Genomic DNA, 21,840 nt, shown 5'->3' with positions numbered 1-21,840 from the left:
TCCTCCTCATCGCGTTGCTGCGATTTTCTGTGAGCATGCTCTGCGGCCGTGTCAACGACGCGTCCGGGCCTTATCTGCACGGACAACAACGCAGTGGACAAACCAGCTGTTGGCACCTCGCCCGAACCCCAATCGCGGGCCGAAAAAATCGTCGAGTTCAAACGGCAGAAAACCCTGCTCAAGACCGGCGCCCTGCAGGACGCGATCTTCAACAGCGCGTACTTTTCCAGCATCGCCACCGACGAGAAAGGCGTCATCCAGATCTTCAACGTCGGCGCCGAACGCATGCTCGGCTATGCCGCCGCCGATGTGGTCAACCGCATCACCCCTGCCGACATCTCCGACCCCGTCGAACTGATCACCCGCGCCGCCGCCCTCAGCCTTGAGCTGGACACGCCGATCACGCCGGGTTTCGAAGCGTTGGTGTTCAAGGCCTCGCGTGGCATCGAAGACATCTATGAGCTGACCTATATCCGCAAGGACGGCAGTCGCCTGTCGGCCATGGTCTCGGTGACCGCCCTGCGCAACCGCTACGACACCATCATCGGCTACCTGTTGATCGGCACCGACAACACCGCGCGCAAGCAGGAAGAAGCCGAGCGCAAAGGCTTCGAGCGGGCGCTGGAAGAGAAGAACCTGGAGCTGGAACACGCCAGCCACATGAAGTCCGAGTTCCTCGCCACCATGTCCCATGAACTGCGCACGCCGTTGAATGCGGTGATCGGTTTTTCCGAAGCGCTCAAGGATGGCCTAGTCGGCGAAATGAGCGACACCCAACGCGAATACATCGGCGACATTTTCACCAGCGGCCAGCACCTGCTGTCGCTGATCAATGACATCCTCGACCTGTCCAAGGTCGAGGCCGGGATGATGGAGCTGGAGCTGGAAGCCGTCGAGCTGGCGGGGTTATTGGCCAACAGCCTGCTGATCGTGCGGGAAAAAGCCGCGCTGCACCGCATCCAGTTGAAACTCGAAAGCCCCGAAGACCTCGGTTGCCTGGCGTTGGACCTGCGCAAGACCAAACAGATCGTCTACAACCTGCTGGCCAACGCCGTAAAGTTCAGCGAGCACGGCAGCTCAGTGACGCTGACGGTGCGCCAGGTGCCCCGCGAACAGGTCGGGCAGATTTCAGGCGAATGGCCGGTGTACAGCTTTGCCTTGCCCGATAGCCCCCACCAACAGTTCCTCGAGTTGAGCGTCAGCGACACGGGCATCGGGATTGCCGAGGACGACATGGGCAAGTTGTTCAAGGCATTCAGCCAGATCGACAGTAGCCTGGCGCGCAAATTCGAAGGCACCGGCCTGGGGCTGGCGATGGTCAAGCAATTGACGGACCTGCATGGCGGCAGCGTCGCCGTGGCCAGCCGCGAAGGCTGTGGCGCACGCTTTGTGGCCTGGCTACCGCTGCACCGCGCCCCGGAGGCAGCATGGCCAACATCCTGATCGTTGAAGACAATGAGGCCAATATGCGCCTGGCGCGCTTATTGCTCGTGAATGCAGGTCACGCCGTGCTGTGGGCGCCCGATGCCGAAACCGGCCTGACCCTGGCCCGCGAACAGCAACCGGCGCTGATCCTGATGGACATCCAGTTGCCGGGCATGGACGGCCTGGCCGCCACCGCGCTGCTCAAGGGTGACCCGCTTACCGCACATATCCCGGTGATCGCCCTGACGGCCATGGCGATGAAAGAAGACCGTGAAAAAACCCGGCTGGCCGGCTGTGACGCCTACATCATCAAGCCGCTGCGTTACAAAGAGCTGTACCAGGTGATCGACACCTTGCTGCAACAGCACACCAAACCCCTCATATGAGTCCTCTCCATGGCCAGCCAACCCGCGACGCTGTTGATCGTTGATGATGAACCTCAGGTTCGCAAGCTCCTGGAAACCTTGCTGCAACACGAGGGCTACCAGACCCTCACGGCGGGCAGCGGCGAAGAAGCCCTGCAATTGGTGGCGCAACAGCCACCGGACCTGATCCTGCTGGACATCATGATGCCAGGCATGGACGGCTACGAAGTCGCCAGCCAGTTGAAAGGTGATGAAACCACGGCAGGTATTCCGATCATCATGTTGTCGGCCCTCAGCGAACCGAGTGCACGGGTCAACGGACTGGAGGCCGGCGCCGAGGAATTCATCAGCAAACCCGTGGAGCGTGTCGAGCTCTGGTTGCGGGTACGTAACCTGCTACGGCTCAAGACGCGCGGCGACTGGGTGAGCCATTCACGCGAGCTGGCGCAACGCCCTACCGGCATGAACGTGCATGACCTGGCCCGGCAAGACTTGGAAAATGCCTTGCGCCAGGCCGTCGAACACCATGAATTCACCCTGCATTACCAGCCCAAGGTCGAGCTCGCCAGCGGCCGCTTGTGCGCCCTCGAGGCGTTGCTGCGCTGGGAACGGCCGGACTATGGCGCCGTGTCGCCGGCCGTGTTCGTGCCCATCCTGGAAAGCCTGGGCTTGATCGTGCCGGTGGGGCGCTGGGTGATCGAACAGGTGTGCCGACAGATCGCCGAGTGGCAACAAGGGCCGATTGGCCCGGTGGAGGTGTCGGTCAACGTCTCCGGTCATCAGTTGATCGAAGGCGACCTGATTGCCGATATCGCGCGCCTGCTCAAGCAAAACCAGGTCGAGCCGCACTGGTTGGAAGTGGAACTGACGGAAGGGTCGTTGATGGAAAACACCCAGCACACCATCGCCAGCCTGCAACGCTTGCACACCATGGGCGTGAAAATCTCCATCGACGACTTCGGCACCGGCTACTCGAGCCTGGCGTACCTGCGGCGGTTTCCCATCGACACGCTGAAGATCGACATCGCGTTTATCCGCGAAGTCACCAGCAACCCGCAGGATGCGGCGATCACCCGCACCATCATTGAACTGGCCCACAGTCTCAACCTGCGGGTGGTGGCCGAAGGCGTGGAAACCCAGGCGCAGTTGGCGTTTTTGAAAGAGGCCGGCTGCGATCAGATCCAGGGGTACCTGTTCAGCCGGCCGTTGCCGGTGGAAACCTTGGAGCGCCTGTTGCTGGAGCGCTTAGAGGGGCCGTGAAATCGGCGTGGGCGCAATCACATTGAACCTGCACGCGACGCTTGCTCTCAAACCAGGACAGACCACGGCCCGGTAGATGTCCGATGACTTTTATTCTATGGATGGCCGTACTGGGCGCCGTATTGCTCACGCTTGCCCTCACCTCCTCTTACCTGCGCTGGATGCCGGTCACGACCTCGGCGGTGTGCCTGCTCCTGGGCGTAGGGATCGGCCCGCTGGGCGTCGACCTGTTGCACCTGGATATCAAGCATTCCGCGCGCTGGATGGAGCACCTGACCGAAGTCGCGGTGCTGTTTTCGCTGTTCGTCAGCGGTTTAAAGCTGCGTCTGCCGCTCAAACACCGGCTCTGGCGCATCGCATTTGGCATGGCCGGGCCGGTGATGCTGCTGACCATCCTCGGCCTCTGCCTGGCGCTGCACTACCTGTTTGCAATGTCGTGGGGCGTGTCGCTGCTGGTGGGGGCGATCCTGGCCCCGACCGATCCGGTGCTGGCGGGACTGGTGCAGGTCAATAACGCCCAGGATTATGACGCGCTGCGCTTCGGGCTGTCCGGTGAAGCAGGCTTGAACGACGGCACCGCCTTCCCGTTTGTGATCTTCGCCCTGCTGTTCATGCAGCACGGCGGTTTTGACGGTGACTGGCTGGGCGGTTGGGTGCTGAAGAACCTGGTTTGGGCGGTACCGGCCGGTTTGTTGATCGGCTATTGGATGGGCCGCGGCATTGGCCGGGTGACGCTGTGGTTGCGCATCACCCACAGTGACAGCACGCTCTCGCCCAATGACTACCTGACGCTCGCCTTGATCGCGCTGGCCTACGTAGTGGCCGAAGCGGTGGGCGGTTATGGCTTCCTGTCGGTGTTCGCGGCAGGGCTTGGTCTGCGCCAGGCGGAATTTCGCTCAACCGGCAGTTCGCAGACACCCTCCGAGCACCTTGCGCTGCCGGTGGTGGGTCACCTGGAAGTCGAGCCCGAGCACGCGCTGCAGGGCGACGTCAGCGAATTGAAAGAGACCCAGATCGCCGCCGGCGTGATGATGGGCGACATGCTCTCATTCGGCAGCCTGGTGGAGCGTTCGATGGAGGTGTTCCTTGTGACGGTGCTGGGGATCGTGCTGGTGAGCCATTGGGATTGGCGCGCGTTGCCGGTGGCGGCGTTATTATTCTGTGTGATTCGCCCGATAGGCGTGCTGGCGATGCCCTGGGGGCGTCTGGTCGACCTCAGGCAGCGCGGCCTGATGGGCTGGTTCGGGATTCGTGGGATCGGCAGCATTTACTACCTGTTCTACGCGCTCAATCATGGGTTGATCGGCACCAGCAGCGCGGTGGCCGTGAACCTGACCCTGTCCGTCATCGCCTTGAGCATCGTCGTTCATGGCCTGAGTACCCAGCCGATGCTGGCGTGGTATGAACGACGTGCCCAGGTGAAACCTCAGTCTTGATCCTCGCTATTGCCCACATTTGCCGCTTCATCCAGATCGTTGAGCGGCACTTCTGCATCGTCCATCAACGAACCCGGGTCTTCATTGCCCGGATCGTTGAGTTCTTCGTCGAGTTCTTTTGACATGACCGTCTCCTCTAACCGCCTTGGGTGTCGATATCAGCATCGGTTTCAGGCTTAGGCTCGCGCTCGGGCTTGAAGTCTGGACTGTAGTCGTTTTCCTTGGCTTTGGGGTCTTTGGCCGGAACCGGGTCCTTGGGCGCGTCGGCAGCGGTCCCCGGCGCCGGTTCGCCGCCGTCGATGGCCGGATCATTACGGTTATCGAGTTGGGGGTCTTTATTCGTGCTCATGGGTCACCTCTTGGTAGGCCGGAGGGAAATCTGCAGGGCCTGAAGGTAAGGCGCTACGCCGACCGGCGAAGTTCCGTCCGATTGCTCACCGGATCGGATTGTCGACCTGGATATAGAACGCATAAATCCCCAGCACCAGCCAGAACACCATGAACAGCCAGGGCGCACGCATGGAGAACAGCAACGACTTGCGATAGCCCTTGTGGGACGACTCCATTTCGGAAAACAGCGGCGACTCATCGTAGGCCAAGCCCATCACCGGCTCGCTGCGCAGCAGTTCGCTTTGCTTGTAGTGCCAGTGGTCGATGATCTCGTACGCGGCCCGAATGCCTGGCCAGGCGTTAAGGGAGCTGAGAATGCCCAGCGCGACCAGGAACACCGGCACCACCAGGGTGAACAGCTTGCCCCATTCCGGGTTGAGGTTGCCCATGCCGGACACAAAGGCGATGACCAGGAACGACTGCGCGGTGAGGTAGGCGTCGGTGCGGTTGGCCAAAATGGTGGTTTCGTACTGGATTTCGCGCCGGTAGAAATCGAGGCGATCCTTGGGTGAGCCGAAGATTTTCGCGTTGTGTTCGCTGTGGTCGGCCAGCGCCGCTTCCGGCGTATTGGGAGAAGGAATGATTCTGGGCACGACAGTGCTCCACACAGGTTCGAGTCCTATTAGAAGAATCGGGGGTAGGTGAAGTTCAAGTTTGTTCGCGCACCAATCCGGAGCACTGCGTGCCCCATGGAAGACAGGGCTCTTGTAGTGAGCGGGCTTGCCCCGCGCTGGGCAGCGTAGCGGCCCTCAACAAACAGGAGCGCTACGCACTCCAGCGCGGGGCAAGCCCGCTCACTACACAGAATTTGGGCGTTTCGGCACAGGCATTGCTTAAACCATTCATCTGCCCGAATAAAGGAGCATTCGTTACCCCCCGACCCAGAGCCGACCCCACAAGAAAGTAAGGACCAGGCCCATTGGCACCATCGGCCACGGGCTCATAAAAATATGCGGTTTTTTAAGCGGCAGTGCCACCCAAGCTCTCCTCGGCACTGACAAGGTACTGGAATGGCTCTATCTTTCTTCGATGAAATGAATGACGCGAACGGCGCGTGCCGCGCGCACTATCAGGATTTCTCCCGCTGGCTGGCGAATACGCCGCCGGAACTGCTGGCCCAGCGTCGCCGTGAAGCCGATTTGCTGTTTCACCGCGCCGGGATCACCTTCACCCTGTATGGCGACGAACAAGACACCGAGCGCCTGATCCCCTTCGACATCATCCCGCGCAGCATCCCCGCCAGTGAATGGAGCGTGATCGAACGCGGCTGCATCCAGCGCGTCAACGCGCTGAACATGTTCCTCGCCGACATCTACCACGACCAGCGCATCATCAAGGCCGGGATCATTCCGGCGGAGCAGGTGCTGGGCAACGAGGGCTACCAGAAGGCGATGGTCGGCCTGGACCTTCACCGCGACATCTACTCGCATATCTCCGGGGTGGACCTGGTGCGCGACGGCGACGGCACCTACTACGTGCTGGAAGACAACCTGCGCACCCCCAGCGGCGTGAGCTACATGCTCGAAGACCGCAAGATGATGATGCGCCTGTTCCCCGAGGTGTTTGCCAAACAGCGCATTGCGCCGGTGGACCACTACCCCAACCTGCTGCTCAAGACCCTTAAAAGCTCAAGCCGCCTGGACAACCCCAATGTGGTGGTGCTGACGCCGGGGCGCTTCAACAGCGCGTTCTTCGAGCATGCGTTCCTGGCACGGGAAATGGGCGTGGAGCTGGTGGAAGGCGCCGACCTGTTCGTGCACGACCTCAAGGTGTTCATGCGCACCACCGATGGCCCCAAGCCGGTGGACGTGATTTACCGGCGTATCGACGACGCCTTCCTTGACCCCAAGGCCTTCAACCCCGAATCGATGCTCGGCGTGCCCGGCCTGGTCGCCGCCTATTGCGCCGGCAATGTGGTGCTGGCCAATGCCATCGGCACCGGCGTCGCCGACGACAAGTCGATCTACCCCTATGTGCCGGAAATGATCCGTTTCTACCTGGATGAAGAACCGGTGCTACAGAACGTACCCACTTTCCAGTGCCGCAAACCCGATGAGCTGTCTCACGTCCTGGCCCACTTGCCGGAACTGGTGGTCAAGGAAACCCAGGGCTCCGGCGGCTACGGCATGCTGGTCGGCCCGGCCTCCACCGCCGCCGAGATCGAGGACTTCCGCCAGCGCATCAAGGCCCGTCCTCACGCTTACATCGCCCAACCGACCTTGAGCCTGTCCACCTGCCCGACCTTTGTCGAAAACGGCATCGCCCCACGGCATATCGACCTGCGGCCGTTTGTGCTCTCGGGCAAGGAAACCCGCCTGGTGCCCGGCGGTCTCACCCGCGTGGCGCTGAAGGAAGGCTCGTTGATCGTCAACTCGTCGCAAGGCGGCGGAACCAAGGACACCTGGGTGGTGGAGGGCTGAGTATGTTGAGTAGAACCGCCGCAGATCTGTACTGGATGTCCCGTTACCTGGAGCGTGCCGAGAACCTGGCGCGCATGCTGGAAGTCAGTTACTCGCTGTCGTTGATGCCCCAGGCCGGGCGCAGCGATGGCCTGGATGAACTGGCCATGTCGTTGCTCAGCAGCGGCACCCTGGACAGCTACCTTGAGCGTCATAAACAGCTGGACGCCGAACGTATGTTGCATTTCTTCGCCCTCGACGAAGAAAACCCCGCCAGCATCTACAACTGCCTGCGCGCTGCACGTGGCAATGCCCACGCGGTACGCGGGCGCATCACCGCCGACATGTGGGAAAACCTCAACGCTACCTGGCTGGAGATGCGCAGCATCGCCGCCGGCGGCCTGGCGCGGCATGGCATCAGCCACTTTTGTGACTGGGTCAAGCAGCGTTCACACCTGTTCCGTGGGGCGACCTCCGGGACAATCATGCGCAACGACGCCTATCGGTTTATCCGCTTGGGCACTTTTGTCGAGCGCGCGGACAACACCCTGCGCCTACTGGATGCGCGTTACGAGATGTTTGGCGAAGAGTCGGAAGAAGTCAGCGACTTGTCGGCACGCGGTTATTACCAGTGGAGCGCCCTGCTCCGCGCATTGTCGTCGTTTGAGGCGTATACCGAGCTGTACCCGAATGCATTGAATGCGCGGTCGGTGTCGGAGCTGCTGTTGCTGCGCAGTGATGTGCCGCGTTCGTTGCATGCGTGTATCGAGGAATTGAGCCATATCCTGGCGGATCTGCCCGGCAGTTATGGGCGCACGGCGCAGCGGTTGGCGGCGGAGTTCGAGGCGCGGCTCAGGTATACCGGGATTGATGAGATTCTGGAGGATGGTTTGCATAGCCGTCTCACGGAATTCATCGACACGGTGCGCGAGCTGGCACGGGCGATACACAGCTCATACCTGGAAGTGGTCTAAGCAGCCCCCGCTTTCCCTAGAAACCCGAGCATCAGTGCGTTGACCTGCTGCCCTTGTTCGTTCTGGATCCAGTGGCCACAGTTGAGCAGCACATGCTGCTCAAGGTGAGGCACTGACTCAGGCATTCGCTTGAGCGTGTGGGCCTCGAAGACCCCGACCGGGTCGCGGTCGCCGATCAGGAACAGCGTGGGTTGCAGCACCTGCCTGCCGGCCAGGCTTTCGGTGCGTTGCCAGTTGCGTTCGAAGTTGCGGTACCAGTTCAACGGGCCGCGAAACCCATGCTCGGCGAAGGTGTGCACGTAGACGTCCAGATCCGCCTGGGAACACCAGTGCGGCAAGGCGCCGGGTGCCGGAACACCCTCAAGCAACGTGGCATTCGCAGGTTTGCTTTGCAGAAACACATCCTGATCCTGCATGAACAGGCGCAAGGTACGCTCGATATCGGCGTTCAACTCCTGCTCGGCGACGCCCGGTTCCTGGAAATACAGGATGTAGTTGAAGCGGTCGGCGTACAGCTCGCGCATGATTTCAATCACCGGCCGCCGTGCGCGCCCGGCAAACGGCACCGACAGCGTGATCAAGCGCGTGATCCGTTCAGGTTCGAGCAACGCCAGGTGCCAGGCCACGACCGCGCCCCAGTCATGGCCGACCATGACCACCTGCGCATGGCCAAAATGGTCCATGGCCTGCTGGATATCGCCACACAGCGTCAGCAGATCATAATCGGCGATCTCGGCCGGCGAACCTGACTGGCCGTAGCCGCGCATCTCAGGGGCAAACACCCGATAGCCCGCGGCCGCCAGCGCGGGAATCTGCTCGCGCCAGGAGTGCCAGCACTCCGGGAAACCGTGAAGCAGCCAGATCGGCTTGCCGTCTTCGGGACCGGCGATGTGGACGCTTAACTCAATACCGTTGACGCAGATGAGTTGCTCGCTCATTGGTATGGCCTTTTCGAGGTTTTCCCCAGCGTGCGGCATTGTTTTCAACGCCACCAGCATCATTGATCGCGGGAATGCCTCATGCAACCGCCCACCAACGCGGTAACAACTGCCGTACCCGCGCTTCGCCGAAGCGGTCATCGATCAACATCACCACGCCACGGTCCTGCTGGCTGCGGATGACCCTGCCCGCTGCCTGCACCACTTTCTGAAGGCCGGGGTACAGGTAGGTGTAGTCGTAGCCTGAACCGAAGATCGCGCCCATGCGCAGTTTCATCTGTTCATTGACCGGGTTGAGTTGGGGCAACCCGAGGGTGGCGATGAAGGCGCCGATCAAACGGGCGCCGGGCAGGTCGATGCCTTCACCAAAGGCGCCGCCGAGCACGGCAAAGCCGACACCCTGGCTGTGTTCGGTGAATTGGTCGAGGAACGCCTGGCGCTCGGCCTCGGCCATGCCGCGTGACTGTTGCCAGAGTGTGATCTGCGGGTGTCGCTCGGCCAGCAACTGCGCCACCTGCTGCAGGTAATCGAAGCTTGAGAAGAACGCCAGGTAGTTGCCAGGCTGCCCGGTGTATTGGCGGGCGATCAGTTCAACGATAGGTTCCAAAGAGGCGTGGCGATGCACGAAACGCGTGGAGACCGCATCGACGATGCGCACCTGCAATTGCTCAGCCTTGAACGGCGACTCCACATCGACCCAGGCCGTGTCCGCCGGCAAACCGAGCAAATCCGCGTAGTAATGACGGGGGCTCAGGGTCGCGGAAAACAGCACGCTGCTGCGGGCCGCGGTCAAGCGCGGGCGGATGAACTCGGCGGGCACCACGTTGCGCAGGCACAGGGTTGAGCTGCTGCGTTTGCCGCTGAGCTGGCGTTTGCTGATGTCGAAAATGAAGTGTTCGTTGAACAGCTCGGCGACTTTGGCAAATTGCAGCACCTCGAAATAGAAGGCTTGCAGGTCGCCGCTGAGCGATTCGGGATGCTCATTGAAATACTCGCCCATGCTGCTGGCGCACAGGCTCAGGGCCTGCAACAGTTTTTCCGGGCGGGCGGCATAAGCCTGGTACGGCGCGATCTGGTCCTTGTGCAGTGCGTTCCACTCACGGTTGAGGCGCTGCAAGGGTTTTTTCAAGGGCTCGGGCGCGACGTCGCGCAGGGTCTTGAGGTGGTATTGGTCGAGGCTCGCGCTGTACATCGAGCGGGCCCGTTCCACCAGGTTGTGCGCCTCGTCCACCAGCACTGCCGCGCGCCACTGGTTGAGCTGGGCCAGGCCGAACAGCATGGCGCCAAAATCGAAGTAGTAGTTGTAGTCAGCGACCACCAGGTCGGCCCAGCGCGCCATTTCCTGGCTCAGGTAATAGGGACAGATGTCATGGGCCAGGGCCACGTCGCGCAGGTTGCGCTGGTCCAGCAGGCGCACCTTGGACGCGGCGATGCGCGCGGCGGGCAAGCGATCGTAGAAACCCTTGGCCAAGGGGCAGGCGTCGCCGTGACAGGCATTGTCCAGGTGCTCGCAGGCTTTGTCCCGCGCCACCAGTTCCAGGACGCGCAATTGCAGCTCGGGGCTGCTGGTGTGCAGCACGTGGGCGGCGTCCAGGGCGAGCTTGCGGCCGGGGGTCTTGGCGGTGAGGAAGAACAGCGTGTCCAGTTGCTGCGGCGCCAGGGCCTTGAGCAACGGGAAAATCGTGCCGATGGTCTTGCCGATGCCGGTAGGCGCCTGGGCCATCAGGCAGCGGCCGGTACTGACGGCCTTGTACACCGATTCAGCAAGCGAGCGCTGGCCAGGACGAAAACCGGCATGGGGAAACGCCAGGGCCTGCGCGGCCCTGTTGCGCGCTTCGCGGTGCGCCATTTCCTGCTGGGCCCAACCGAGGAACAGCGCGCATTGCTGGTTGAAGAACGGCTCCAGTTCGCTGGCGTGGAAGTGTTGGTTGAGCACCGTCTCGCCCTCGCCGACGATGTCGAAGTACACCAGCGCCAGGTCGATCTGCGAGAGGCCGAGTTTCTGGCACATCAACCAGCCGTACACTTTGACCTGGGCCCAATGCAGTTGCCGGTGGTTGGCGGGTTGGGCGTCGAGGTCGCCGCGATAGGTTTTCACTTCTTCCAGGCGGTTGGCGTCCGGGTCGTAGCCGTCCGCCCTGCCCCGCACCTTGAGTTGCTGGTACTCACCTTCGAGCGCCACTTCATTCTGGTAGTGCGGGCTGCGCCGCGAGGCGACGGTGCGGTGGCCGACAATGCCTTCCTGGGCGCTGGGCGACGGCGTGAAGCGCAGGTCCAGGTCACCGACCTTGGCGGTGAACTCACACAGTGCACGCACGGCAACGTTGTAACTCAAGCGGACGCTGCCCAGCGCACATAGCAGACCGTCACCGGCATCTGGTATTCACCGCAGAACTCCAGCCAGCGCAGCTGGTTGTCTTGCAGGCGATCGCCGGGGCCCTTGACCTCGATCATGCGGTAGGTCTTCTGCGCGGGCCAGAACTGGATCAGGTCCGGCATGCCGGCGCGGTTGGCGCGGATGTCCAGTAGCAGCCGTTCAAACCAGTAGCGCAGGTGTTCGGCGGGCAGGCAGGCCAGGGCCTGCTCCAGCAGTTCTGCGCTGAGCAGGTTCCAGAACACGAAGGGCGACTGGATCCCCCATTTTTCGCTGTAGCGTTGGCGGATGGTGGTTTTGTAGCGCTCGTCCTGCAATTGTTCGAAACACGCGGCGAACAGCGGCGCGCGCCGCAGGTGGAAGTCTTCACTGTGCAGATCCGCCGGCCCACGCTGGAACGGGTGGAAAAACGAACCCGGCAGCGGCGCAAAGATCACGTCCCAGCACAACAGGCCGAACAGCGAGTTGATCAGGCCGTTTTCAACATAGTGCACCGGCCCATCGGGCTCGCTGAGGTGAGCCTGCACGCAATACTCCACCGACATCAGCGGGTCCGGTAGCGCGAGCGCCAAGTCCAAGCGCGTGACCGGCCGTGGCTTGACCTTGGGCAAGGCCGGCTCGCCCAGTTTGCGCCGCAGGCGTGGCACCACACGCAGCAAGTGCTGCTGCTCGGCGGCGCTTTCCGGGGCCTGTTGGGCGGCGTTCGCCAGGGCCATGGCTTGCACGTAGTGCTCCTGGCGCTCCAGCACACGGATCAAGCGTGAGCGGGCGCCGGGGTAGGCGCAGGCGCAATAAATCTGTTCCGCCAGCGCCAATTCGGCAGTGCGCTCGCAATATTGACCCACTTGGAACAACAGCTTGGCCCGCCGTTTTTCCAGCCAGGGATTGTCGGTGTTCAATGTGGCGACCTGGGCCAATACCTCCTCCAGCGCCGCACCGGTTTCAAACGCCTGCTGGCACTGGTGCAGGAACAGAAAACCCTGCACGTCATCACGGCTGCGCAAGCCACGGGATTCGGCGCAGAACTCGACTTTTTCGTAGGTGTAGATGCCCAGGTCAGCCAGCACGAACTCGGACCAGTCCTGATGCAGGTTGCCGAAGAACATCAGGCGCAGACGATCGCACAGGTCCATCACGGTGAGGCTGTACAACGTGTCGGCAAGGTCGGGGCACCAGTGGGCAAAGCAGCGATTGTCGGTGAAATGCGCCGACAACCCTTCCAGCCAATCGGTTTTCTTGGCTTTGGGTTGTTCGATCCAAGGCTTGAATGCAGCGAGAATCTCGCCTTTTTGCAGCAAGGCGAACAACGCGTCAAAGGCCAGCAGGCATTCGTCGTCAACCCAGCCCAGCTCCAGCAATGGCCCGGCAGCGGCCTGGGTGCAACCGATCTCCACATAGTTGAGCTTGCCCGCACGAAAATGCACGCCCTTGCGCATCACCATGCGCACCAATAAGGCCTGGGACGCTTGCGGCAACCTGTCAAATTGCTGAATGAAATGCTCTTCGTCCGGGTCGAGCAGATCCGCATAGCGTTGCCCCAGCCAATGCAGGACTTGGCGGAAGTTATGCAGGTAATAGAGCGGTTCTTCGAGGGGATTGGCCATGGCGTGCAGCGATCAAATACTGGTTATGCATACAGAGTGCCGTCGCAAAGGCCCGGTTGCAATCGGTAATAGATAAATGGCGCCTGCAACTTTTTACATAAAAGTGATCAGATGCTGAAGTCGATGGCGTAACATTTGTCGCCCACGGCCTCTGGCGTGGGACTTTCACGGTTAAGGTAAGGGTTATGAACATGAAGAATTTGGGTCTGCCGCTGGTTGCACTCACTTTTCTGGTATTGGCCGGTTGCGCGACGCAAACCGTAGTGACGATGCAAAATGGCACGCAGTATTTGACCAAGGACACCCCAAAAACCAAGACCGCCGACGGTTTTTACGAATTCACCGATATCGCCGGCAAACGTGTACGGGTGAAGGCCGACGACGTCGCCACCGTGCGCAAGGAAGACTGATTCCCAAAGCCGAAACCTATCAAATGTGGGAGGGGGCTTGCCCCCGATGGCGGTGTACCCGTCGATAAATGCGTTGGCTGCTCCACCGCAATCGGGAGCAAGCCCCCTCCCACCTTTTTCAACTGCATTTCAGTCCTAGCCGATCACCACCTCGCCCAACCCTCCACTCACCCCGACCAACGTCACCGAATCGCCCCCCACACTGATCACCGTATCGCCTCCGTGCTCCCGGTAATCCACACTCCCCTGCAGATCCTTGAACACCAGCTTGTCCGTCGATTGATAGCCAATCACCCGGTCTTGCCCGAAATGTCCGCTGAACAGAAAAGTGTTATGCCCGCTGTTATCACGGAGGGTGTCGTTGCCCTTCCCGCCCTCGATAAAATCCACGCCCTTCCCTCCTTGGATCAGGTCGTCGCCGTCACTGCCGATGATGAAGGTATTGCCTTTGTGCGGCTCGGCATTGCGGTTGAGGTCCTGCACCCAGGTGTTGGCCCGCGCCGGGTCTGACAGGTTGGCGACAATCACGGTGGAGTCGCGGCTCATCTGCTCGTAGAACCCTGACTCGAGAATCCGTGTCATGCCATCGCCATACCCGGTGGGCAGGTGCGAGAGCCAGGTCGGCAGGTTGGCGATGGAAAACGGCAGCACGTTCCACAGCGTCGAGGCGTAGTGGTCGTTGAAGCTGACGATGTTATCGGTGGTCGACTCATGGGGTTTGTCGTGCACGCCCAGGGACGACAGGTTGAAGGACGAGCCATCCAGCGCACGGAATACCGGGTCGTTCTCGTAGCCGATATTGAGCACCTTGTCGCCGGCACTCTGGGTCGGCGACGCGTAGGCCACGTAGTGGGCGTCCTTGTAGAAGCCGCCCCACTTGTTACCGCTCAGGTCCGCCAGGCTGTTGACCGCGAGGCCCCCAAGGCTATGCCCGCTGACCAGCACGTCCTTGCCACTCAGGCCATGGGCGCTGGCGTAGTCGGCGACGTTCTTGAGCAAGCCGCCAAAGGCTTCGCCGGCGTAATTCTTCGCGTAATCCTTGGGCCCCAGCGCCGCCAGCAGATCGCTGACCAGGTCGCCGATGGAGTCGCTGATCAGGGTTTCCCGCGGCCCCGAGGTGCCGCGAAAGCCGATGCCGATTTCCAGGAGTTTGCCGGCGTCATCGTACTTGCCCAGCACCTCGACCTGGGCCGTGGTGTAGCCTGCCTTCTCGCCGAAGAACGTGCCTCGTGCATCGACCTTGCCGCCGTAGCCCAGGGTGCTGGCGCTGATCGGCGTCCAGCCGGCCTTTTGCACCGCGTCCAGGGCGGCTTTCTCTGAATCCGGATTCCACGGTAAGCCGGGGATAACGCCCTGGGAATCAGTGCTGCCGAGCAATGCACCGACCAGCGTGGCCGGTAGGCCCAACCCCAGGCCATTGTGTTGGTAACCCACGGCAAAGCCGTTATCCAGGTTGTGATAGGTGTACAACGTGATCGCCATCGCATCCGCGAACAACGCCTTGGAGCCCTCGGTGCCGAGGTTTTTATAGTCAAATATACCCATGCCAGTCCTCTCTTATTGTTGTTTAACACCCAAAAATCAACGTCTAAACGCCTCATCCACCTTGGCCAGGTCGGTGTCACGCAAGTTGCCGGCGTAGTAATGCAATTTGGTCCAGGCCATCAGGTAGTCGTAGCGCGCCTGGGCCAGGTCGCGCCGGGTGCTGTAGAGCTGCTGCTCGGCGTTCAGCGCATCAAGGTTGACCCGCTCACCGCCCAGGATGCTCTGCTTGGTCGACACCACCAGCGCTTCGGCCGACGCCAGGGCCTTCTGATACGCGCGCAACTTGCTCACCCCCGACAGGCAGGCGCTGAACTGCCGACGCAGCTCGATCAGGGTTTCGCGGGTCTTGCCCTCCAGCTCGTACTCGGCCTGCTCCATGGCGCGGCTGGCCTGGCGGGTGGACGCCGAGATGCCGCCACCGGCATACAGCGGCAGGCTGACTTCGACGCCGATGGTGTTGGTGTCGTAGCGCTGGTTGTAAGTGTTGCCGCTGTCGGACTCCTGCTGGCGCGAGCTGGCATACGCGGTGACCTTGGGCAGATGCCCGGCGCGGTTGCGCTCCACTTCATAGCGCGCGACTTCCAGGGCCTGGCGCTGGGAGGCCAGCGTGGGGTTGTTGCTGATCGCCAGTTCATGCCAGGTGTCGTAGTTGGCCGGGGTCAGGGCGAACGCGGCAAAGCCCTGGTTCAGCGGCGCCAGGTCGTCGATGTTGACGCTCTGTACGCCAATCAAGGCGCCCAGCTCCCGCAAGGACGCGTCCTGCTCATCCAGCGCCTGGATTTCTTCGGCCGTGGCCAGTTCGTAGCGCGATTCGGCTTCCAGAATGTCCGTGCGGGTGCCCTCGCCTTGCTGGAACAAATGCCGGTTCTGCTGGAACTGTTGCTCGAACGCCTTCTTCTTCGCACGGGCGATGTCGATCTGGTCCTGGGCAAACAACGCTTGGGTGTAATAGGTCAGCACGCGCACCAGCAGCGCCTGGCTCTTGTCACGAAAGCTTTCATCGGCGAACAGCGCCTGGGCCACGCCTTTGCGGTAGTTGGCGTAGGCCTCGTAATCAAACAACGGCTGTTGCAGGCTGAAGGTCGAGCCGTAACTGTTGTAGTTGCGGTCGTCGTGATAGTTACCGCCACGTCCGTCCGGCAGAGTGGCCTGGGAGTTGTTGCGGCCCTTGTTGTAGTTGTAGGACAGCTTGGGCAGCAGGCCGGCGCGGCCGATGGCGCGGTTTTCCAGGCCGGCGTCGCGTTCCTTGAGGGCGCCGAGGAATACCGGGTCGTTACGCAAGGCCTGTTCGTACACATCGAACGGGCCCATGGCGGCCTGGGCATTGGCGCAGGTCAACAGCAAGGCGATAAACACGTGCTTCATGTTCATTCCTCGGTCAACGCCGAGCCGGCGCGGTCGAGCAGCGGCTTGAACAGGTAATTGAGCAAGGAGCGCTCGCCGGTGCGCACGAACATCTCGGCAGGCATGCCCGGCTTGATCACCAGGCCGTGGAGTTTTTCCAGCGCGGCGTCGCTGACCGTCGTGCGCAGCACGTAATAGGGCGCGCCGGTTTTTTCATCGAGCATCTGATCGGCGGAAATCAGGCTGACCTCCCCCGGCACGCGGGGTGTGCGGCTCTGGTTGAAGGCGGTGAAGAGGATATCGACCGGCAGGTGCGTGCCGACCTTGTCCACCAGGTGCACCGGCAAATGCCCTTCGACTTCCAGGCGCGTGCCCTGGGGCACGATTTCCAGCAGGGTTTCACCGGCGCGCACCACCGCGCCCTCGGTGTGCACGCTGAGGTTCACTGCAATGCCATCGGCCGGGGCGTTGATCTCGCTGTGTTGCAGGTCAAACCCGGCCGAGGTGAGCTGCTGCTCCAGGGTCAGGCTGCGCAGTTGCGCGTCGGCCAACTGGCTGCGCACTTCCTTCTGGTACTCCTCACTGTGCTGCTGCAATTTCAGCCGCGACTCAAGAATGCCCTGCTCGACGCGGCCACTTTCACCGCTGTTCTGCGCCAGGTCCTGTTGCACCTGGGACAACTGCCGCTGGTACTCCATCAACCGGTTGCGCGGGATGTAGCCGTTGTCGGCCAAGGGTTGCAGGTTGCTCAGTTGGTCGCGCAGGGATTGGGCCTGGGCGGTCAGATCGCTGCGCGCACGTCGCATGCCGCCCAATTGCGCGGAGGCACCGTCGATGTTGGCACGGATGCCGGCTTGCTCACGGGCAAAGGCTTCGCGACGGCTGCTGAACAGTTGGCGCTGGCCTTCCAGCACCAACGCCAGGGCCGGGTCGGGATTGGCGCTCAGCTCAGCGGGAAAGCGGATGCTGGCGTGGTTGTCACGCTCGCTCTGCCAGCGCGCCACGCTGGCCCAGGCCATGCGGTACTGGGCTTGCAGGGACTGCACGTCGGCCTGGTGCTGGGTCTTGTCGAGGCGAAACAGCGGCTGGCCCTGTTTCACATGCTCGCCCTCCTTCACCAGAATCCGGCTGACCACGCCGGGGCTTAAAGTTTGCACCGCCTTGCGCTTGCCCGACACCACGACCGTGCCTTGTACCGGAATGCCCTGGTCCAGCGGCGCCAGGCTGGCCCACAGGAAAAACCCGCCGGCACCGACCAGCGTCAGCAGCCAGCCCATGCGCGTAAAAAACGTGGCGTCGCGCTCTTTGAAGCGGGGTTCAACAGTGATGCTGCTCATGCGCCTGGATTCCTTCCGGCTTGATACTGACGACTGAAACTCACGCCGGGTTTCTCCTTCGGCGCTTCCTGCTGACCGGACAACGCGCGCAGCACGTCTTGGCTGGGCCCGAAGGCTTGCAAATGCCCATCGTTGAGCACCAACAGCTTGTCGGCCTGGGCCAACGCCGAAGAACGGTGGGTCACCAGCACCACGCTGCTGCCCTGGGCTTTCATCTGCACGATGGCGCTGGCCAAGGCGGCTTCACCGACCGTATCGAGGTTGGAATTGGGCTCATCCAGCACGATCAGGCGTGGCCCGCCATACAGCGCGCGTGCCAGAGCTACCCGTTGTTTCTGGCCGCCGGACAGGCCGCCGCCGTTGTCGCCCAGTACCGTGTCGTAGCCCTGCGGCAAGCGCAGGATCAGTTCATGCACGCCGGCCTGCTGCGCGGCACGCACCACCTGATCGGGGTCGGCTTCGCGAAAGCGCGCGATGTTGTCGGCAATGCTGCCGCTGAACAGCTCGATGTCCTGGGGCAGGTAACCGATGTGCGGGCCGAGGTCGTCGCGGTCCCAGCGGTGAATGTCCGCGCCATCCAGGCGTACGGTGCCCGCCAGCGTCGGCCACACCCCCACCAGCACACGCGCCAGGGTGGATTTGCCGGAGCCCGACGCACCCAGCACACCGAGCACTTCACCAGCCCCCAGATTGAAGCTGACTTGATGCAGGGTCGCCACGCGCCGCCCCGGCGGGCCGGCACTGACCTGTTCGAAACTCACCTGCCCTTTGGGCGCCGGCAGCTTCATCTGCTCCACGTCCGGTGGAAACTCGCGCAGTAAGTCATCCAGCTGCTGGTAGGCCAATTTGGCCGAACTCCATTGCTTCCATACCGCAATCAACTGGTCGATGGGGCTGAGTACGCGGCCCATCAGGATCGAGCCGGCGATCATCATCCCGGCGGTCATATCGCCCTTGATCACCAACAGCGCCCCCAGCCCCAGCACCAAAGATTGCAGGCACAGGCGCAGGGATTTGCTCAGGGAGGTGATCACCGAGCCGGTATCGCTGGCGGTGTTCTGCAAGCCGAGAAACTGCGAATGCACGGCAAACCAGCGCGTGCGCAACGCGCCCAGCATGCCCATGGCCTGGATGGTCTCGGCGTTGTGCAAATGGCTGGTGGCCAGTTGCGTAGATTGCTGGGAGTAACCGCTGGCCTCGCCCAACGGCTTTTTTGTCAGGTATTCATTCAGGCACGCCAGGCCGATCAGCAGCACGGCACCGGCCGTGGCCAACACGCCCAGCCACACGTTGAACAGGAAGATCACAAACAGGTAGAGGGGGAACCACGGCGCATCGAAAAATGCGAACAGCGCAGGCCCCGTGATGAATTGGCGGATATGCGTCAAATCGCCCAGGGATTGCCCGGCATGCCCCTGGCCGCGTTGCAGGTTGCGTTCAAATGCGGCCTTGTACACACGCAAGTTGAAGCGCCGCTCCAACTGGCTGCCAATACGGATCACGATAAAACTGCGGATCACCTCCAGCAGGCCAATAAAGGCAAAGAAGCCCACGACCATCAGCGTCAACATCACCAGGGTGGTTTCATTCTGGGAGGACAGCACGCGGTCATACACTTGCAGCATGTAAATGGACGGCACCAGCATCAGCAGGTTAATCAAGGCGGTAAAACAACCGACGCTGATCAAAATGCTCTTGTATTCACCCAGCGCCTTGAATAACGGCGCGACGGCATGGGACTTCGCCATGGTTTCTAATCTTCCTTGAAGCAAATTGCGCGCAATAGTTGCCCCGACCCCAAATGACGGAGCGGTCAACTAATAAAATCAAGTGATCGGTTTAAAACGGCAACTAAGGTGTACGTTGCAATACCACTTCAAGGCCGGTGGGCGTGCGTCCTTTATATTCGCCTTCTTTTTGCCGGTTAAGGTGGGTAATGCCACTGCCTTCGGCGTTCATCAGCCAGATGCCGTCCGGCGTTGGCGTCCAGGTCAGGGGCTTGGCGCCCAACCATTGTTCGACACACGCCACGTCGCCGCCCAACGCGTTGGCCTGCTCCAGCAGGTCCAGCGCGCACACCTGGTCCTGCTGGTGCAACTGCCAATGCCCTGCCAACTGGGCGGTGGTGGGTAATACAAGACTGCTCGCCATTGCGTGGGCTCCTGCCGACACGAACATCACCTGCAATACGCAGGCGATCCTATTGAAAAAACGCTGCATCTTCATGCTCCATCCGTAAAGCGCGGCGCCGAAGCGCCGCGCCCGTGCATCACGCCACGATGTCGCTGACCGCAGCCTGGCCAACGGTGGTGACGAGGAAGTCCGCCACGCCGTGACCGGAGAAGTCCACTGCCAAGGTGCCCAGGTTGGTGCCTGCGGCGTAGGTCAGTACCGCGTCGCCGGCATGCCCGGTGAAGGCATTGACGAAGGTCAGGCCTGCACCCTTGGTGATGCCGGACAGGTCGATCTTGTCCGAACCCGAGGTAAAGTCAAAGATCTTGTCAGACGCCCCAGGCTTGGAGTCGGAACTGGCACCGAACACAAAGGTGTCGTTGCCCGCGCCGCCCCACAGCTGGTCCGCACCGCCACCGCCGTAGATGAGGTCGTTGCCGGCGCCACCTTTGATGATGTTGGCCGCGTTGTTCCCGATGATCAGGTCATTGCCCGCACCACCGAAGGCGTTCTCGATGGTCACGCCCTTGGCGATGGACACGTTGCCCACCAGGCCGCCAACGTCGGAGAATGAGGCTTCATTGAGGTTGATCTTCTGGTTCTGGGTGAAGCCGGAGAAGTCCAGGGTGTCGTTGCCACCACCGTCCCACACCGAGAACACCAGCTTGTCGGCATTCGACTTGGCGCTGAGGAAATCACGCCCGGTGTTGGAGTTGAAGCCGTAGGTGGTGTCACCGGCGCGGGTGTTGTAGTTGGCGCCGTAGAGCTTCTGGATCGCCGCGATGTCGTCGATCAGCGGGCCGGACGCGTAGGCCTCGACCCCGCCTTTGCTGAAGTTCTGGTTGGTGTTGCTTTCGCTCCAGTAGCTCATGAGGCTGTAGCCGCGCGTGTCCTGTCCATAGGTCGCGTCGTTGTAGGTTGGGTTGCCATTCCCGGCGTTGTAGTCGCCCGGGTGGGCCAGGCCCAAGGTATGACCGATTTCGTGGGTCAGGGTCTGCCGGCCGTAGTTGTTCAGGTCCGGGGTTTTGTTCGGCGTGTAGCTGTTGTTGGTCAGGTACCACGACGTGCCGTCGTAGCCTGCACCGGTGCCGGGCAGGTAGGCGAAGGCCGCCGCGCCGTCCTGGCCGCCGCTGTAGTTGCCGAACGTCATGTGGGCGTCACCGCCACTGGCTTTCTCGGTGAAGGTGATGTTGGCCACGTCCGCCCAGGACTGCATGGCCAATACGGCCTGTGCTTTCTGCTGTGCGTTGAACTGGCTGAAACCCGAGATGCCATGTTTGTTCATGGTGCTCGAAGAGGCCGAGGTCAGGAACGTGTAGGTCAGGTCGATCTTGCCGTTGCCGTCAAAGTCCCGGTACGCGGCGCCGTCGCGCAGCAGCTGGGTGGCTGCCTGGTCAACGGTGTAGGAGGGTTTGCCATTGATCGTGAGGTTGCCGCCACGGTCATACAGATGGCTGAAGCTATCGATTTGCGAGTAAGCGGTGCTGGCTTGCGCCGCCGACACGATAGCCTTGTCTTTTACTTTTGACATAAACGTACTTCCTTGTTTGCAAGTGCTTCAGTCTTTGATCGATAGGCACCCCGCGGGCGAGATCGTCCTATCACTCGCCTCTTTTGAAGGCGTAAGAAAACTGACACAACTTGAAATCTTTCGTCTACATCTTTTCCAGCATTAGATTCGGGCGCGCAAACAACTTAAGTAATTTGCGCGCCGTGTTTGTTGGGCGGGGTTGACTTTGTCCGACAAAAACAACCTTGGGTTATTTAAATATTAAATAGCGCTAACGCGGCCTAAGTTGTCTGGCGCTGTTAATAATTGGATCCATTATATTGCCAGGGTGTCATTAGCAACATTAAACGGCCATTA

The 21,840-nt window shown here is 61.4% G+C and carries 19 protein-coding genes; 7 read left to right on the top strand and 12 right to left on the bottom strand.

Annotated elements, in window-relative coordinates; genetic code table 11:
• Nucleotides 1-93: 93 nt before the first annotated feature.
• The 4 genes from BM403_RS20435 to BM403_RS20420 all read left to right on the top strand — a co-directional run bounded on the left by BM403_RS20435 (nt 94) and on the right by BM403_RS20420 (nt 4,486).
• A complete protein-coding gene (locus tag BM403_RS20435; RefSeq protein WP_093544436.1) occupies nt 94-1,443 on the top strand; it encodes a sensor histidine kinase in 1,350 nt (449 codons plus the stop codon).
• Entirely contained in the window at nt 1,428-1,811 is a 384-nt protein-coding gene (locus BM403_RS20430; protein WP_046036318.1) for a response regulator, read from the top strand. Before BM403_RS20435 ends, BM403_RS20430 begins: the two co-directional genes overlap by 16 nt.
• Nucleotides 1,812-1,820: 9 nt before the next feature.
• Nucleotides 1,821-3,050, top strand: coding sequence for an EAL domain-containing response regulator (locus BM403_RS20425; RefSeq protein WP_093544433.1), 1,230 nt, complete (start codon nt 1,821-1,823; stop codon nt 3,048-3,050).
• 83 nt (nt 3,051-3,133) lie between these two features.
• Nucleotides 3,134-4,486 (top strand): cation:proton antiporter, encoded by a 1,353-nt coding sequence (locus BM403_RS20420; RefSeq protein ID WP_093544430.1) that lies wholly within the window; start codon nt 3,134-3,136, stop codon nt 4,484-4,486.
• Here BM403_RS20420 and BM403_RS32240 read toward each other — a convergent pair.
• The 3 genes from BM403_RS32240 to BM403_RS20410 all read right to left on the bottom strand — a co-directional run bounded on the left by BM403_RS32240 (nt 4,477) and on the right by BM403_RS20410 (nt 5,469).
• Nucleotides 4,477-4,611, bottom strand: coding sequence for a hypothetical protein (locus BM403_RS32240; RefSeq protein WP_256577190.1), 135 nt, complete (start codon nt 4,609-4,611; stop codon nt 4,477-4,479). The genes BM403_RS20420 and BM403_RS32240 overlap by 10 nt on opposite strands.
• A gap of 11 nt (nt 4,612-4,622) precedes the next feature.
• Nucleotides 4,623-4,835 (bottom strand): hypothetical protein, encoded by a 213-nt coding sequence (locus BM403_RS20415; RefSeq protein ID WP_046036315.1) that lies wholly within the window; start codon nt 4,833-4,835, stop codon nt 4,623-4,625.
• 85 nt (nt 4,836-4,920) lie between these two features.
• Entirely contained in the window at nt 4,921-5,469 is a 549-nt protein-coding gene (locus BM403_RS20410; protein ID WP_064054645.1) for a hypothetical protein, read from the bottom strand.
• A 417-nt stretch (nt 5,470-5,886) separates the two neighbouring features.
• Here BM403_RS20410 and BM403_RS20405 point away from each other — a divergent pair, with 417 nt between their 5' ends.
• Together BM403_RS20405 and BM403_RS20400 are read left to right on the top strand one after the other, a co-directional pair.
• Nucleotides 5,887-7,296: a circularly permuted type 2 ATP-grasp protein gene (locus BM403_RS20405; RefSeq protein WP_046036314.1), complete on the top strand. Its 1,410-nt coding sequence runs from the start codon at nt 5,887-5,889 to the stop codon at nt 7,294-7,296.
• Nucleotides 7,297-7,298: 2 nt separating this feature from the next.
• Nucleotides 7,299-8,249, top strand: coding sequence for an alpha-E domain-containing protein (locus tag BM403_RS20400; RefSeq protein WP_012724311.1), 951 nt, complete (start codon nt 7,299-7,301; stop codon nt 8,247-8,249).
• Here BM403_RS20400 and BM403_RS20395 read toward each other — a convergent pair.
• The 3 genes from BM403_RS20395 to BM403_RS20385 form a co-directional block, all read right to left on the bottom strand.
• On the bottom strand, nt 8,246-9,187 hold the full coding sequence (locus tag BM403_RS20395; protein ID WP_093544662.1) for an alpha/beta fold hydrolase: 942 nt from the start codon (nt 9,185-9,187) through the stop codon (nt 8,246-8,248). The genes BM403_RS20400 and BM403_RS20395 overlap by 4 nt on opposite strands.
• Nucleotides 9,188-9,266: 79 nt before the next feature.
• Nucleotides 9,267-11,522, bottom strand: a complete 2,256-nt coding sequence (locus BM403_RS20390; RefSeq protein WP_093544427.1) for an ATP-dependent DNA helicase — start codon at nt 11,520-11,522, stop codon at nt 9,267-9,269.
• Nucleotides 11,519-13,165, bottom strand: coding sequence for a VRR-NUC domain-containing protein (locus BM403_RS20385; protein WP_093544424.1), 1,647 nt, complete (start codon nt 13,163-13,165; stop codon nt 11,519-11,521). Before BM403_RS20385 ends, BM403_RS20390 begins: the two co-directional genes overlap by 4 nt.
• 185 nt (nt 13,166-13,350) lie before the next feature.
• Here BM403_RS20385 and BM403_RS20380 point away from each other — a divergent pair, with 185 nt between their 5' ends.
• Nucleotides 13,351-13,575: a YgdI/YgdR family lipoprotein gene (locus BM403_RS20380; RefSeq protein ID WP_046036312.1), complete on the top strand. Its 225-nt coding sequence runs from the start codon at nt 13,351-13,353 to the stop codon at nt 13,573-13,575.
• 135 nt (nt 13,576-13,710) lie between these two features.
• Here the strand turns inward: BM403_RS20380 and BM403_RS20375 are convergent, their stop codons facing one another.
• The 6 genes from BM403_RS20375 to BM403_RS20350 form a co-directional block, all read right to left on the bottom strand.
• The gene (locus tag BM403_RS20375) at nt 13,711-15,120 is read right to left on the bottom strand and encodes a polyurethane esterase (protein WP_093544421.1); all 1,410 of its coding nucleotides are present in this window, start codon (nt 15,118-15,120) and stop codon (nt 13,711-13,713) included.
• Nucleotides 15,121-15,156: 36 nt separating this feature from the next.
• Nucleotides 15,157-16,485: a TolC family outer membrane protein gene (locus tag BM403_RS20370; protein WP_093544418.1), complete on the bottom strand. Its 1,329-nt coding sequence runs from the start codon at nt 16,483-16,485 to the stop codon at nt 15,157-15,159.
• A gap of 2 nt (nt 16,486-16,487) precedes the next feature.
• The gene (locus BM403_RS20365; protein ID WP_093544415.1) at nt 16,488-17,801 is read right to left on the bottom strand and encodes an HlyD family type I secretion periplasmic adaptor subunit; all 1,314 of its coding nucleotides are present in this window, start codon (nt 17,799-17,801) and stop codon (nt 16,488-16,490) included.
• Nucleotides 17,798-19,549: a type I secretion system permease/ATPase gene (locus tag BM403_RS20360; protein WP_093544412.1), complete on the bottom strand. Its 1,752-nt coding sequence runs from the start codon at nt 19,547-19,549 to the stop codon at nt 17,798-17,800. The genes BM403_RS20365 and BM403_RS20360 overlap by 4 nt, the downstream gene beginning before the upstream one ends.
• Nucleotides 19,550-19,652: 103 nt before the next feature.
• Nucleotides 19,653-20,021, bottom strand: a complete 369-nt coding sequence (locus BM403_RS20355) for a protease inhibitor Inh/omp19 family protein (RefSeq protein ID WP_043205364.1) — start codon at nt 20,019-20,021, stop codon at nt 19,653-19,655.
• 49 nt (nt 20,022-20,070) lie between these two features.
• Nucleotides 20,071-21,504, bottom strand: coding sequence for a serralysin family metalloprotease (locus tag BM403_RS20350; RefSeq protein WP_093544409.1), 1,434 nt, complete (start codon nt 21,502-21,504; stop codon nt 20,071-20,073).
• Nucleotides 21,505-21,840 lie beyond the last annotated feature (336 nt).

Origin of the sequence: Pseudomonas sp. OV546, from assembly GCF_900116845.1 — a bacterium.
In the GTDB taxonomy this organism is placed as follows: Bacteria; Pseudomonadota; Gammaproteobacteria; order Pseudomonadales; family Pseudomonadaceae; genus Aquipseudomonas; species Aquipseudomonas petroselini.
This window is presented reverse-complemented; position numbering and strand designations above follow the sequence as displayed.

Bases quoted from the DNA above. Each gene is read 5' to 3' on its own strand.
- BM403_RS20430 (WP_046036318.1), top strand. From the start codon at position 1,428: ATGGCCAACATCCTGATCGTTGAAGACAATGAGGCCAATATGCGCCTG.
- BM403_RS20425 (WP_093544433.1), top strand. From the start codon at position 1,821: ATGGCCAGCCAACCCGCGACGCTGTTGATCGTTGATGATGAACCTCAG.
- BM403_RS20420 (WP_093544430.1), top strand. From the start codon at position 3,134: ATGACTTTTATTCTATGGATGGCCGTACTGGGCGCCGTATTGCTCACG.
- BM403_RS32240 (WP_256577190.1), bottom strand. From the start codon at position 4,611: ATGTCAAAAGAACTCGACGAAGAACTCAACGATCCGGGCAATGAAGAC.
- BM403_RS20415 (WP_046036315.1), bottom strand. From the start codon at position 4,835: ATGAGCACGAATAAAGACCCCCAACTCGATAACCGTAATGATCCGGCC.
- BM403_RS20405 (WP_046036314.1), top strand. From the start codon at position 5,887: ATGGCTCTATCTTTCTTCGATGAAATGAATGACGCGAACGGCGCGTGC.
- BM403_RS20400 (WP_012724311.1), top strand. From the start codon at position 7,299: ATGTTGAGTAGAACCGCCGCAGATCTGTACTGGATGTCCCGTTACCTG.
- BM403_RS20395 (WP_093544662.1), bottom strand. From the start codon at position 9,187: ATGAGCGAGCAACTCATCTGCGTCAACGGTATTGAGTTAAGCGTCCAC.
- BM403_RS20385 (WP_093544424.1), bottom strand. From the start codon at position 13,165: ATGGCCAATCCCCTCGAAGAACCGCTCTATTACCTGCATAACTTCCGC.
- BM403_RS20380 (WP_046036312.1), top strand. From the start codon at position 13,351: ATGAACATGAAGAATTTGGGTCTGCCGCTGGTTGCACTCACTTTTCTG.
- BM403_RS20375 (WP_093544421.1), bottom strand. From the start codon at position 15,120: ATGGGTATATTTGACTATAAAAACCTCGGCACCGAGGGCTCCAAGGCG.
- BM403_RS20370 (WP_093544418.1), bottom strand. From the start codon at position 16,485: ATGAAGCACGTGTTTATCGCCTTGCTGTTGACCTGCGCCAATGCCCAG.
- BM403_RS20365 (WP_093544415.1), bottom strand. From the start codon at position 17,801: ATGAGCAGCATCACTGTTGAACCCCGCTTCAAAGAGCGCGACGCCACG.
- BM403_RS20360 (WP_093544412.1), bottom strand. From the start codon at position 19,549: ATGGCGAAGTCCCATGCCGTCGCGCCGTTATTCAAGGCGCTGGGTGAA.
- BM403_RS20355 (WP_043205364.1), bottom strand. From the start codon at position 20,021: ATGCAGCGTTTTTTCAATAGGATCGCCTGCGTATTGCAGGTGATGTTC.
- BM403_RS20350 (WP_093544409.1), bottom strand. From the start codon at position 21,504: ATGTCAAAAGTAAAAGACAAGGCTATCGTGTCGGCGGCGCAAGCCAGC.